This is a genomic window from Nocardia terrae (assembly GCF_009760405.1).
GTDB classification, from domain to species: domain Bacteria; phylum Actinomycetota; class Actinomycetes; order Mycobacteriales; family Mycobacteriaceae; genus Nocardia; species Nocardia terrae.
The window spans coordinates 602,188-615,515 of the sequence record NZ_WRPP01000004.1 but is presented as its reverse complement, the minus strand read 5'-3'; the positions used below and the strand labels follow the sequence as shown (position 1 = coordinate 615,515).

Annotated in this window: 8 protein-coding genes; 4 read left to right on the top strand and 4 right to left on the bottom strand. The window is 69.0% G+C overall.

All coding sequences use genetic code 11. From position 1 onward, the window contains the following. Window positions 1-35: 35 nt before the first annotated feature. The 3 genes from GPX89_RS22940 to GPX89_RS22930 all read right to left on the bottom strand — a co-directional run bounded on the left by GPX89_RS22940 (window position 36) and on the right by GPX89_RS22930 (window position 4,496). Entirely contained in the window at window positions 36-1,862 is a 1,827-nt protein-coding gene (locus GPX89_RS22940; RefSeq protein ID WP_157389624.1) for a phosphoenolpyruvate carboxykinase (GTP), read from the bottom strand. 243 nt (window positions 1,863-2,105) lie between these two features. Continuing rightward, window positions 2,106-3,782 (bottom strand): hypothetical protein, encoded by a 1,677-nt coding sequence (locus GPX89_RS22935; RefSeq protein WP_157389623.1) that lies wholly within the window; start codon window positions 3,780-3,782, stop codon window positions 2,106-2,108. 45 nt (window positions 3,783-3,827) lie between these two features. Beyond that, window positions 3,828-4,496 carry a hypothetical protein gene (locus tag GPX89_RS22930; protein ID WP_157389622.1) on the bottom strand — a complete coding sequence of 223 codons (669 nt, stop codon included), beginning with the start codon at window positions 4,494-4,496 and terminating at the stop codon, window positions 3,828-3,830. Window positions 4,497-4,733: 237 nt separating this feature from the next. On the opposite strand from GPX89_RS22930, the gene GPX89_RS22925 reads away from it, so the two are divergent. From GPX89_RS22925 to GPX89_RS22910, 4 genes are all read left to right on the top strand, one after another. Then, window positions 4,734-6,113 (top strand): lipase family protein, encoded by a 1,380-nt coding sequence (locus GPX89_RS22925; RefSeq protein ID WP_157389621.1) that lies wholly within the window; start codon window positions 4,734-4,736, stop codon window positions 6,111-6,113. Window positions 6,114-6,181: 68 nt separating this feature from the next. Next, entirely contained in the window at window positions 6,182-7,006 is an 825-nt protein-coding gene (gene trmB / locus GPX89_RS22920; protein WP_407939468.1) for a tRNA (guanosine(46)-N7)-methyltransferase TrmB, read from the top strand. Next, entirely contained in the window at window positions 7,003-7,773 is a 771-nt protein-coding gene (locus GPX89_RS22915) for an NYN domain-containing protein (RefSeq protein ID WP_157389619.1), read from the top strand. The genes trmB and GPX89_RS22915 overlap by 4 nt, the downstream gene beginning before the upstream one ends. Continuing rightward, window positions 7,773-11,030, top strand: coding sequence for an MMPL family transporter (locus tag GPX89_RS22910; RefSeq protein WP_328602193.1), 3,258 nt, complete (start codon window positions 7,773-7,775; stop codon window positions 11,028-11,030). Before GPX89_RS22915 ends, GPX89_RS22910 begins: the two co-directional genes overlap by 1 nt. 57 nt (window positions 11,031-11,087) lie before the next feature. Here the strand turns inward: GPX89_RS22910 and GPX89_RS22905 are convergent, their stop codons facing one another. After that, window positions 11,088-12,764 (bottom strand): DUF2339 domain-containing protein, encoded by a 1,677-nt coding sequence (locus GPX89_RS22905; RefSeq protein ID WP_157389618.1) that lies wholly within the window; start codon window positions 12,762-12,764, stop codon window positions 11,088-11,090. Window positions 12,765-13,328 lie beyond the last annotated feature (564 nt).

Below are 13,328 nucleotides of genomic sequence, written 5' to 3'. Positions count from 1 at the left end.
CGAGCCGTTCTTGTCCTATTGGAAGGTCAGGTCTTTCAGGCCAGCCGCTCCTTCAGGGCCTCGAATTCGTCGCGCAGGCCGGAGGGCAGCTTGTCGCCGATGAACTCGAACCACTCCTCGATGGAGGGGATCTCCTTCCTCCACTCCTCGACATTGACCGCGAGCGCCTCGTCGACGTCGGCGGTCACCACGTCCAGGCCCTCGAGATCGAGGTCGGCGGCGTGCGGGACATTGCCGATCGGGGTGGCCTCGGCCGACTTCGTGCCCTCGATGCGGCCCACGACCCACTCCAGCACGCGGGAGTTCTCGCCGAAGCCCGGCCACAGGAAGCGGCCGTCGGCGCCGCGGCGGAACCAGTTGACGTAGAAGATCTTCGGCAGCGCCTGCGCGTCGGCGTTCTTGCCCAGGGTGATCCAGTGGTTGAGGTAGTCACCCACGTGGTAGCCCATGAACGGCAGCATGGCCATCGGGTCGCGGCGCACGGTGCCGACCTTGCCCTCGGCGGCGGCGGTCTGCTCGGAGCCGACGGTGGCGCCCATGAACACGCCGTGCTGCCAGTCGAAGGACTCGGTCACCAGCGGGATGGTGGTCTTGCGGCGACCGCCGAACAGGATGGCCGAGATCGGCACGCCCTGCGGGTCGTCCCACTCGGGGGCCAGGGTCGGGCACTGCGACATCGGGGTGCAGTAGCGCGAGTTCGGGTGCGCGGCCAGGGTTTCCGACTCACGCTCGAACCAGTCGTTGCCCTTCCAGTCGATGAGGTGGTCCGGAGTGCCCTCCAGGCCCTCCCACCACACATCGTTGTCGTCGGTCAGGGCGACGTTGGTGTAGACGGTGTTGCCGGCCTCCATGGTGGCCATGGCGTTCGGGTTCGAGCTGTGGTTGGTGCCGGGGGCGACACCGAAGAAGCCGAACTCCGGGTTGACCGCATATAGTCGGCCGTCCTCGCCGAAGCGCATCCACGCGATGTCGTCACCGAGCGTCTCGGCGCGCCAGCCCGGGATGGTCGGCTGGATCATGGCGAGGTTGGTCTTGCCACAGGCCGACGGGAACGCGGCGGCGATGTAGTAGTTCTTGTTCTCCGGCGAGATCAGCTTGAGGATCAGCATGTGCTCGGCCAGCCAGCCCTCGTCGTGCGCCATCGCGGAGGCGATGCGCAGCGAGTAGCACTTCTTGCCCAGCAGCGCGTTGCCGCCGTAACCCGAACCGTAGGACCAGATTTCGCGGTCCTCGGGGAAGTGGGTGATGTACTTGGTGTCGTTGCACGGCCACGGCACGTCGGCCTGGCCCTCGACGAGCGGGGCGCCCACGGAGTGCAGGGCCTTCACGAACGGCTTGTCGGTGCCCAGCTTCTCCAGGGCGGCGCTGCCGGCGCGGGTCATCACGCGCATGGAGACCACGACGTACTCGGAGTCGGTGATCTCGACGCCCAGCTTGGGGTCCTCGGCGCCGAGCGGGCCCATGCAGAAGGGCACCACGTACATGGTGCGGCCCTTCATGCAGCCGCGGTACAGCTCGGTCATGGTGGCGCGCATCTCGGCCGGGTCGACCCAGTTGTTGGTCGGGCCGGCGTCGGCCTCGTTCTTGGAGCAGATGTAGGTGCGCGATTCGACGCGGGCGACGTCGGAAGGGTCGGAGAGCGCCAGGTAGGAGTTGGGCTTCTTCTTCTCGTTCAGCTTCTTGAAGGTGCCCGCGGCGACCAGCTGCTCGGAGAGACGGACCGCTTCCTCGTCGGAACCATCGGACCAGACCACGCGGTCGGGCTGGGTGAGTTCCGCGACCTCCTGTACCCAGGCAAGCAGTTCCTTGTGCTCGGTGGGCGCGGTGCCATCGTGAAGACCAGGAATGGTCGCTGAGGTCATGAAAACTCTCCTGAGATAGGCGGGCCCCGATGACCTCGAGCCGAGGACCACGGCTCGCGACACCGAGTGCCACCAATTGCGGCAGGGCCCCCACGCCGTCTTGCCGCTGGTCCGCGTCAAGTAGACGAACGTACAAGAACGGAACGGATGCCCTAGTTCCTGCCATAGAGGTTAACGCCATATATCGGGGTGTACGGAATCGGGTTGTCCAGTCGGTATCGGGTCGAAACCTCCGACCAGCCGTTATGCGAATTCGAGTGCGGCCAGGTCACGTTCGCATGCCAGCAGTAGAGCGGGGCGCCGCTGGGCGGCCTGACGCAATTGCGCCTCCAATTCGCCGACCCGCAGATCGGTTTCCACCATGTGCGCGGTGGCACTGCCGAGCACCTCGTCGGTGAGCCGTTCCTCGACGTCGACCAGGGCCGTGGCCACCCGCTGTTCCAGCTCCGCGCGGGCGTCGACCAGCGTGTCGGCGACCCATTGCCGCAGGTGAGCCGCGTCGGCGAGGTGCCGGCGGGCGCGCACGAACCAGCTCGCGACGGCGGCGCCGAGCAGCAGGCCGACCGGCATGATCGCGTAGTCGAAGGTCCGCAACAGGGCCAGCGGAGTCATCGCCAGCCGGCCCAGGCCGAAGCCCGCCGAGGCCCCCAGCGCGACCACCAGGTGGTCCTCCACACCTCGCAACCGCGGCCCGGGCGCCGCGACCGCCCGCGAGACCTGTTCCGGGGCCGCCGGAAAAGATATATGCCATTCCTCCGCAACGGATTCTTCGACTTGACGGCACAATTCACCGACCCGGGAGCGAATCGTGCGGTCCATCTCCTGTGTGAGCTTTTCCACACAATCGCTCACATGGCGCACGAATTCGGCGTGCGCACCCCGCGCCAGCCCTTCGATTTCGCCCCGCAACTCGGTGTGCGACGCCCGAATCCTGCCTCCTACCTCGTGTAATAGATCAACTCGCGCCAGCTGGACCCGATTGCGCACCACCGCCATGGCACTGCCCCGCCCGCCGTCGTTCACCGCCAGCAGCCGCGCCCGCTCCTCCCGCAGCACCGCCACATCCCGCCCGGCCCGCAGCTTCCCCAGCTGCGCCTCGATCCGCCGCCGCGTCTCCCCCACCACCCGCTCCCGCACGATCCCCACCTGATCCCGCACGGCCCCCGCTCCGACCGCATCCACCAACCGCGCATGCAACAACCCCACCCCCGCCCGATCCAGCAACGCCGGATCCCCTTGCGCCCGCGCCACCGCCGCCATCCGCGCCGACACCGGCACGATCTCGACACCCCCACCACCCGCCTGCTCGAGCATTTCCGCGTCCAATTTCAGGACGTCCCGCCAATCCCGATGCGCATGAACCCCATCCAGCGCGAACACCACCCGCGCCCCATCCGTCCACAACCCCCGCACCCGCGCCACCATCTCCTCCCCGATCAACGCCCCGGCGTCGAGCACGACCAGCGCCACCGCGACAGGCCGCGCATGCTCCCGTTCATCGACCGGGACGATGAAATCGATCCGTGGATGGAACTTGGCCACCTCGACCCGCAGCGCCGCCGCATGCGTTTCGTCCTCGCCGAGGATCCCGATCGCCGCCGCGCCGTCGGTCCCCGGATGTGCCACCGCCCGCAGCAGTGCCAACCCGTGCGGATTCCAGCGCATGACAACGGCTTCCACGGCCTCCGGCAGTTTCTCCGGCCGTTGCGCGGGCGGATCGTCACCGGAATCGGGCGACAGCCGCGGCGGCGATTCCGGCGCCGAGTCATTCGAATCGCCTGTGGCCTCGACAGATTCCGGTCCCGGCCGATTGCCGGTCGAGTCGCCGACCCTCGTCACCGGCGGCAGATCCAGCGCGAGCTCGTCCGCCGCGCGCGGTGCTCGCGGCGGCGGGTCGGGGCGGGGTTCGGGGATCAACATCGCTGATTCGTATTCAGCGGTGTGTTCGGCTTGGCCGGAAGTCGATCAATCGGTGAGAGCGGCGGCGACGGTTTCGTAGCGGCGGTGGAGTTCGTAGTGGAGAGGGTCTATTCCGCTGGCGCAGTGGAGGATTTGGCGGAGGACGCGGGGAGTGAGGCCGGGGTCGGCACGCAGGGCGGCGAGGGCGCAGGAGACGCCGTGGAGATCCCAGCGGTCCAGGAGGGCTTGGCGGGCCTCGGGGTCGGGAGCGAGGTCGGGGGTGGTGAACAGGTCCGGGGAGAGGGTCAGGGGTGGGTCGGGGCGGGTGCGGTGGCGATGAAGGGTGTGGAGGTCGGACTCGGTGAGGGTGGCGGAGCGGGTGTGGGCGGCCAGGGAGGCGACCACCGGGAAGGTGGTGAATCCGAGGTCGGATTCGAGTTGGGCGGCGCGGGACGCCGCATCGGACCAACGGGTCCCTATGGAATCGGCCTTGTTGAGGACCACAAGGGTGCGGTCGGGCGGGAGGGTCGTGAGGAGGCGGCGGTCGGCACGGTTGGCGGTGCCGGGGAGGATATAGAGGAGAAGGTCGGCGTCGAGGGCGGGTGAGGGTTGCCCGGGCTGGTCGACCGGTCGGGTTTCTTCGGCGGTGAGAAGCGACAGCGCATGTCGCAGGGTGGTTTTGCCCGCGCGGGCCCGGCCCGTCACCTGGATGCGCGGAGATCGCCCGACCGGCACGCGGGCAGCCTAGCCGGAAGGCGCTGGGCGCGTGGCGGTTTCGCATCACAAACGCGCAGGTCAGGCGGTGAGAAACATACCGATCCGGGTCTTCCTGTGCGCCAGCACAATTCGCTGCTACGGCTCTTCACAGACACCTGCGATTGCCCTACTCTGGCGATTCGGTCGGCATCAGCGCCGATGCTCGGCTGCGCGGCCCCTCACGGTCCACGGCCGATCGAACGAGGGGAGGACGCGATGACCGTCAACGCCGACGTCATCGGAGCAGCCGAGGGACCATGGACGGGCCCGACACCGCGACCCGTTCCCGGAGAGCCCCCGCAGCCGAGCGGGCGGCCACTGCCGCCGAGCCACGACCCGTTCTTCCGCCCGCCGCGCGGCTTCGCCCGGCATGCGGCGGGCACCATTCTGCGCATCCGCACGGTCGAGATCGCGCTGTTCGGCCTGGTGCCGCAGCACGTCACGGCCTGGCAAGTGCTCTACCGCAGTCAGGATCTGCACGGCGCTCCCGAGGTCGCGGTGACCACGGTGCTGCTCCCCGAGGGCGCGACGCCGGATCCGGAGCGCCCGCTGCTGGCGTTCCAGACGGCCATGGACGCCGTCACCGACCGCTGCGCCCCCTCCTACGCGCTGCGCCGCGGGGCCTTGTCGCCGGGCTCGATCACCCAGCTGGAGTGGATGCTCGTGGCGAACGCGCTGCGGCGCGGCTGGGCCGTCAGCATCGCCGATCACGAAGGCCCGCAGGGCAATTTCGGTGTCGCGCGCGAGCCCGGCTATCGCGCCCTCGACGGCGTCCGGGCCGCACTGCGTTTCGCGCCGCTGGGCCTGCGCGCGGACACCCGGGTCGCCGTCTGGGGCTATTCCGGTGGCGGCATGGCCAGTTCGTGGCTGGTGGAGATGGCCCCCGAGTACGCGCCGGAGCTGAATATCGTCGGCGCCGTGCTGGGCGCGCCGGTGGGCGATCCCCGGCACGTGTTCCTGAATCTGAACGGCAGTCTGTTCGCGGGCTTCCCGGCCATCGTGATGGCCGCGCTGCGGCAGGTGTACCCGGCGATGGACGAGGTGGTGCGCCGCGATTTCACCCCGCGGGGCCGCCGACTGCTGGATCGCGCGCGCAGCCTGGGACCGATCGCGGTGCTGCCGCTGCTGGTGGGCCGGCACATGGACGACTACCTGAACCGTCCGCTGGCGGAGATCCTGCCCGACCTCGAGGACATGTTCGACGATCTGCGCCTGGGCAATCGAACGCCGGCCTGCCCGGTGCTGGTGGTGCAGCCCGTGCATGACCAGGTCATCGACGCGGCGGGCATCGACGGTCAGGTGGCGCGGTATCGGGAGGGCGGCGCGGCCGTCTGGTATGTCCGAGATCGCCTGAGTGAGCATTTCTCGCTGCTGCCCCTGGCGACCCCGATGAGTCTGGATTGGCTGGCCGATCGGCTGGCCGGGAAAACTCTTACCGAACCCACAACCAAGACCGTCTGGTCGGTCGCGTTGTCCCCCGCGCACTGGCGCGGCATGGTGGAAATGGCAACTACCGCAATGCGAGTCACGCTCGGCCTGCACTTACGCCCACCCGCCGCGCCCGCGTCCGGCGAGGTGTCGGGCCTGGCAGCCTGAGAGACCAGCGCCGCGGCACCCCCCGGTCGATTGCTGCGCTAATCATCCAATACTGGACAATGGACGCCGTGAACGACGCCGCGAACCACCCTGCCGAGACGGTACCCGGGCCGCGGTCCGCCGACCCCGCCGGTGACGCCGATCACTCGGAAACCACCGGCGGCCAGCCGGATCGACAGGGCGGCCACCGCCTGTATCCCCGGGTCACGAGCTTCCGCGCGCGCCGCGGCGCGATCTCGCCCGCGCGCCAGGGCTCGTGGGACGAGATGTGGCCGGTCATCGGCAAGGACGTCTCCGACGAAAAGCTGGACGCCGACGCCTGGTTCGGGCGCAAGGCGCCGCTGATCATCGAGATCGGCTGCGGCACCGGCACGGCCACCGCGGCCATGGCGCAGGCCGAGCCGGAGTTCAATCTCATCGGCATCGAGGTCTACAAGCCCGGTCTGGCGCAGCTGGTGCAGCGGGTGGAGCGCGAGGGCATCCAGAACATCCGACTGCTGCGCGGCGATGCCGTGGATGTCCTGGAAAATATGATTGCTCCCGAATCGCTGACGGGAGTTCGCGTGTTCTTTCCGGATCCCTGGCCCAAGGCGCGACATCACAAGCGACGGCTGCTGCAGCCGGAAACCTTCGCACTCATCGCGACTCGGCTGATTCCGGGCGGCGTGTTGCATGTCGCGACCGATCATGCGGATTACGCGGAGTGGATTGGCACGTACGGAAATAAGGAACCCCAGCTCATCGGCATGAACGAGCCGACCGGCGGGGACCCTGAAGCGTATAAAAACAAGGCACCGATCGGTTTCGAACGTCCGATTACCAAGTTCGAAAACAAAGGACTCCGCGCGGGTAGCGCCATCACCGAGTTCATCTGGGGGAAGATCGAATCATGAGCGTCAGTGAGATGGCCCCGGAGGTCGCCGAAGTTGCCGGAGTAATGCACGGCACCGGCTCGACCGAACTATCGGGCACCGCAGGGCTCGGCGGCAATCCCACGGTGGCCTTGGGCGGCAATACCACCGACGTGCGTCGCGTCCTATTGGTCTGGGATGCGCCGAACCTCGATATGGGTCTCGGCGCCATTCTCGGTGGTCGACCGACCGCCGCCTACCGCCCGCGCTTCGACGCGCTGGGCCGTTGGCTGCTGGCCCGCACCGCCGAACTGTCAGTGGGCAGCACGACCCGGGTCGAACCCGAGGCCACCGTGTTCACCAATATCGCCCCGGGCACCGCGGATGTCGTGCGACCCTGGGTCGAGGCGCTGCGCAATGTCGGCTACGCCGTCTTCGCGAAACCCAAGATCGACGAAGACTCCGATGTCGACAGCGACATGCTCGCCCACATCGAACTACGCCGGCGCGGTGCCGGTTTGGCCGGAATCATGGTGGCCTCCGCCGACGGGCAGGCGTTCCGCGCGCCCCTCGAGGAGATCGCCGCCTCCGGTGTGCCTGTTCAGGTGCTGGGTTTCCGCGAGCACGCGAGTTGGGCCGTCACGTCGGATATTCTCGAGTTCATCGACCTCGAGGACATCCCGGGCGTGTTCCGTGAACCGCTGCCCCGGGTCAGCCTCGACTCGCTGCCCGACGAGGGAGCGTGGCTGCAGCCGTTCCGGCCGCTGTCGGCCCTGCTCACCTCCCGCCCCGCTCAAGGAGTCGCTTAGTGTTCACCCGCTGGGGCGACCTGGTCTACAAGCTGCGCTATGCCGTTCTGGGTGTGGTTGTGGCCGCAATGCTCTCGCTCGGAGGCTTCGGACTCGGCTTGGAGGACCATCTCAGCTCCAGCGGATGGTTCGACCCGAATTCGCAGTCGTCCCAGGCCGCGATGCTCAAGGACCAGGTCTACGGGCGCGATCACGGCGCCGATGTGGTGGTGCTGTACACCGCTCCCGAAGGCGACACCGTCGATGATCCGGCGTGGAATCAGAAGATCATCGACAACCTCAACAGCCTGCCCTCGAAGTATCCGGAGATCAGCGCGATCAATGCCTCGCCCTGGAAACTCCAGGTGCCGAGTTCGCAACTCGCGCAGGCGGCCAGCTCGGATCGCAAGCACGCCTTCGCCAGCATCGCCATCAAGGGCGACAACGACACCGACATGGTGCGCAACTACCGGACAGTCAAGAACGCCGACGCGTTCAGCATTCCGGGCGTCAAGGTCGAGGTCGCCGGCCTGCAGCCGGTCGCGGGCACGCTGAACGACACCATGGCCAGCGACCAGCGGCGCATGGAGATCATCGCGCTGCCGGTGGTCGCGGTCCTGCTGTTCTTCATCTTCGGCGGCGTGGTGGCCGCCGCGCTGCCGCTCATCATCGGCGGCCTGACCATCATCGCCGCCAACGGCGTGATCATGGGCCTCACCAAGTTCACCGAGGTGAATTCCTTTGTGGGCGGCGTCGTTACGATGATCGGCCTCGGCCTGGCCATCGACTACGGCCTGTTCATAGTCAGCCGCTTCCGCGAGGAGATGGCCGAGGGTTACGACACCAAGTCCGCGGTGCGGCGCAGCATCATGACCGCCGGCCGCACGGTCACCTTCTCCGCCACCATGATCATCGGCGCGGCGGCCGGCATGCTGCTGTTCCCGCAGGGCTTCCTGAAATCGGTTGCCTACGGCACCATCGCGGCGGTCGGGCTGGCCGCGCTCTCCGCGCTCACCATCCTGCCCGCCATGCTCAGCATCCTGGGCCCGCGTGTGGATGCGCTGGGGCTCAAGTGGTTCCGCAAGAACAAGACCGCCGACGAGATCGAGCACGGCTTCTGGGGACGGCTCACCGCCTGGGTGATGAAGCACCCGCTCAAGGTGGCCATTCCGATCGTCATCGGCCTGCTGTTGCTCATCATCCCGGTGAAGAACCTGGCCTTCGGTGGCATCAGCGAAACCTATCTGCCGCCGGACAATCCGACCCGCCTCGCGCAGCAGCACTTCGACGAGATCTTCCCGCTGCGCAAGGCCGACCCGGTGCAGTTGGTGATCATCACCGACAATCCGAAGGACATCGGCTCGATCCTCAACGAGGCCAACCAGGCCCCCGGACTCCAGCCGAAGACCACCTTCTCGCTGCCGCAGACGCCGCCCAACGGCTCCAATGTGTGGTCCACCGACCGGCCCGTGCAAAAGGGCGCGGACATCAAGGACACCATCTCCTACCTGCGGTCGATCGATGTCCCGGACGGTGCCGAGGTGATGGTGACCGGCACCCCGGTCATGATGCAGGACAGCATCGACGAGCTGGTCTCGAAGATGCCGTTGATGATCGTCTTGGTGGTCTTCGTGACCGGCCTGCTGATGTTCCTCACCTTCGGCTCGCTGGTGCTCCCGATCAAGGCCGCGCTCATGAGCGCGCTCGGCCTCGGCTCCACGCTCGGCATCCTGACCTGGATCTTCATCGACGGCCACGGCGCGGGCATCCTGAACTTCACGCCACAACCGATCATGTCACCGGTCCTGGTGCTGATCGTGTCCGTCATCTACGGCCTGTCCGTGGACTACGAGGTATTCCTGTTGTCCCGCATGGTCGAAGCGCGCGCCCAGGGCGCGAGCACGACCGAGGCGGTGCGTGCGGGTACGGCGCAGACCGGTCGCCTCATCACGGCCGCCGCGCTCATCCTGCTGGTGGTCACGGGTGCGTTCGCGTTCTCCGATCTGGTGATGATGCAGTACATCGCCTACGGCATGGTGGCGGCGCTGTTCATCGACGCGACCGTGCTGCGCATGCTGCTGGTCCCGGCGACCATGAAGCTGCTCGGCGACGACTGCTGGTGGGCGCCCAAGTGGATGAAGAAGATCCAGCAGAAGATCGGCCTGGGCGAGCCCATCCTCGACGATGAGCGGCCCGGCGGTGGCGAGGTGATCGACCTGGTCAAGACGACCCCGGTCACCGACCCGGTCACCATGCAGATCCCGCTGCTGGCCGATGGTTCGGTGCCGTCGCGGCCGCGCAAGCCGCGTCCGCGCCGCACCGTCGACATCGACAGCGAGGCGCCGACCCAGCGCATCGACACGCCCGAGCCGACCCCGCCGACCGCCGCTCCGGCGCCGGAGGCGGATCGGCCCGCGCCCGGATTCCCTTCCGCCACCGCGCGTCCCGGCCACGGCGTGACGCCGTCGACCAGCACGGCACCGGCCTTCGTCGCCAATCCCGGCGGCTTCGGCACGCCCGGCCCGCTGTCCGGACTCGTCGCGAATCCCGAATCGGATTCTCCCGCCGGGGTTCCCGGCCCGGCGAGTCAGACGACTCCGGCGGAATCCGGCAGCGCGCTTCCGCCCCGCCGGGTGGTCAGCGCGGCCTCGCCGGATGCGCCGACCACCGAACTCGGTTCCGGTCCATCGGCCCGGGGTCCGGTGGCCCCGCACCCGATCGGCGACTTCGCCTCGCCCAGTAAGGAAGCGGCGCGCGGCGACGACGGGAACCTCACGCCTCCGGCCCCGCGCCCGACGGCGCAGCCCGGCGCGGTGCCGTCGGTCTCGCAGCCCGAACCGCCTGCCGCACCGGCGGATCCGCAGCCGCCCGTGGTCGGTTCCGGCCGGGTGCTGCCGCCCGCGGCGACGCCGAAGCTCCCGCCGCATCCGGCCACTCGGGCCCAGCTCTACCAGCCGCAGCCCGAACCCGAGCCGTTCCGGCCGGAGGCCGACTCGTTCCCGCCGCAACCCGCCGAGCCGGTGCCGCCGCAGCCTGTGGAACCGTTCTCGCCGCAGGCGGGGGAGTCCGCGGATTCCGCAGCCACGGAGGCACATCCGACGCATCACGCGACGGAGGACGAGGCTTCCGGCGGTGGCCGCAGCAATATCGAGCAGTGGATGTCGGACCTGCGCTCGAACCGTCGCAAGCCCAACCCCGAAGAGGACGCCAAGCATCGAGGCGGCGAGGGACGGCAGGTCAGCGTGAACGAACTGCTCCGCCGCCAGAACCGCGACTGATCCGGACACCACGAACGCCCGGCCGAATCCTCGGCCGGGCGTTCGTCTTTCGGTCCGCTACGCGGTCGGCGTGCGCGCGCCCATGTCGGCGAAGGCCCGCGCGTAGCGGGTGCCCACCACCAGCAACAGCACCCCGACCACCAGGAACGCACCGGCGCGGAGCAGGCCGTCCAGGGTCGCCAGGTCGAACAGGAAGAGTTTGGCGAGAGCGGCGGCCGTCACCAGCAGTCCCGCGGCCAGTGCGACCTTCGCCCGCTGCGGAGTCCGGGCGAGCCGGCGCAGACCGAAGAGGAGGGCGGCCGTGGCCGTGACCATCCAGATGACGGTCGCGATGGCGTGCCCGGCGCGGAATCCATTGTGATCACCGGTGGCGACACCCAGCGAGACCGTCAGCGCCGTCACCGCGTACAACCCGGCGATCCCGGCGAACACCGACAGCGTGGTGGCGTCGGATTCGCTCTCCAGCAATCCGATTCGGCGCGCGCACCACGCGGCGACGCCCAGCACGCCCAGCGCGGTGACGGCGACCAGCGCGGTCGACATGCCCAGGTGATCCTCGGCTTCCGGTTGGTAGGTCAGCACGCCGGGATTGGTTCGGACGACGAAGGTCAGCGCACCCAGGCCGCCGTAGGCCGCACCGATTCCCGCCGCCACCCGCGACGACCGCTGGCCCGCCACCGCCAGGAATCCCATGGCGACCACGAACAGCGCCAGCGGCAGGGTCTGCACATCCGTTACCCCGAGGCAGGCTTCGAGCAGCGCGAACGCGCCGACCAGCGCGGACGTCACCACCAGGTGTCCCGGAATCCGTGCGGCGGCACCGAGTTTCGGCAGCATCGGCATCGCGGCGAGCACCAGCAGGACCACCCCGAAGACGCCGGAGACGACCACCGAACCGGCGCGGTCGAACATGATCGGTGCGGCCAGCAAGGGCAGGGCCGAGGCCGCGAAGCTCAGGCTCGCCGTCACGTCCCCGGCACGTCGCCGCCCGCTGAGAATCGCGCCCGCCAGGCCCGCGACCGCGACCATGATCGCGGCGGCCAGCGTCTCGTGCCGGTCCGAGACCGGGCCCGAATCCAGTGCCGTACCGATCACCGCGATCAGGGTGGCGAGCACCGCCGGAATCGTGCGCACCACATGCAACCAAGGCCAGTCCCGCACCAGATGCACCGCGAGAGCGGCGATCTCGAGAACGATGAGGAACCCCAGCAGCTCCACCGTGATCCCGCTGGTCACGAACGGGGCCAGCACCGCCGCGCCCGCGACGACCAGCACGGCCAGCACCTGCGCCCGCCACCGCACCGCCAGCGCCACCCCACCCGCCGCGATCCCCAGTGCGACACCATATCCGGCTATCGGATTCAGCCAGCCGTAGAGCGTGGTCATCGCGATGACATCCAGGTATCCCCCTGCGATACCGGTGGCCGCCAACGCGATTCCCCCGACCCGACCGCCCGCCTTGCCGTACACCCGGGTCCCCGCCGCGACGAGCGCACCCGAGAACAGCGCGCCGACAGCGACTCTCGGCACAGGACCGAAGAACCCGGCCTGTGCCGCCAGCACCAGCAGCATGACCACGCCGATGAGCGTGACCGCGACACCCGCCACCGCGAGCGCCCGGCTGATCACCCCTTCGCGCTGCCACCACGGCGCCCGAATCGGCCGCGCGTACGCAGTGCGACGCTGCTGTGCCAGCGGCGGCATCGGCTGATAGGCGGGCGGTGGCCACGCCATCCCCCCGACGCGCGGCGTGCTGCCCACGGCTGCCGGAACGCCCTGTCCCGCAGCCGGTCCCGCGCCTGTCACGGAGGTCGGCGCTGCCGCCCAGATCGGGGCGGAATCCGGAACGGGCTGTCCGGCGGAGGCTCCGACGCCCGGTGCGGACGCCCTACCCTGGCCGACACCCGGTGCACTCGGCGAATTCTGGCTGCTTCCACCACTATTCGCGAGCGGGAACGGACTCCACGCAACCGCGCCGCCCCCGGCTTCACCGCCTGTTCCGCCGGCGGCACTGCCCGTCACCCCCGGACGGCGATGGCCGGGATCCGCAGCCGGAGACTGGTTTCGCGCCAGTAGTGCAGCGAAAGGACGCGCTGATTCATCGGCCGGGCCGGTAGTGGCTGTGTTCGCACCGGTAGGGGTCGAAGCGGCCGGGGCGGGAGTGAGCGAGGGAGCGCCCGACATCGGGTATGCGGCGGTGGGCGCAGGCGCGGGGATCGGCTGCGACGTGGACTGCGGGTTTTCCGCGGCGAGCTGGCGGCGGAAGGTTTCGAGGTCGCGGCCGAGGACGTTCAGGTG

Bases quoted from the DNA above. Each gene is read 5' to 3' on its own strand.
- GPX89_RS22915 (WP_157389619.1), top strand. From the start codon at position 7,003: ATGAGCGTCAGTGAGATGGCCCCGGAGGTCGCCGAAGTTGCCGGAGTA.
- GPX89_RS22905 (WP_157389618.1), bottom strand. From the start codon at position 12,764: ATGGCGTGGCCACCGCCCGCCTATCAGCCGATGCCGCCGCTGGCACAG.
- GPX89_RS22925 (WP_157389621.1), top strand. From the start codon at position 4,734: ATGACCGTCAACGCCGACGTCATCGGAGCAGCCGAGGGACCATGGACG.
- GPX89_RS22935 (WP_157389623.1), bottom strand. From the start codon at position 3,782: ATGTTGATCCCCGAACCCCGCCCCGACCCGCCGCCGCGAGCACCGCGC.
- GPX89_RS22940 (WP_157389624.1), bottom strand. From the start codon at position 1,862: ATGACCTCAGCGACCATTCCTGGTCTTCACGATGGCACCGCGCCCACC.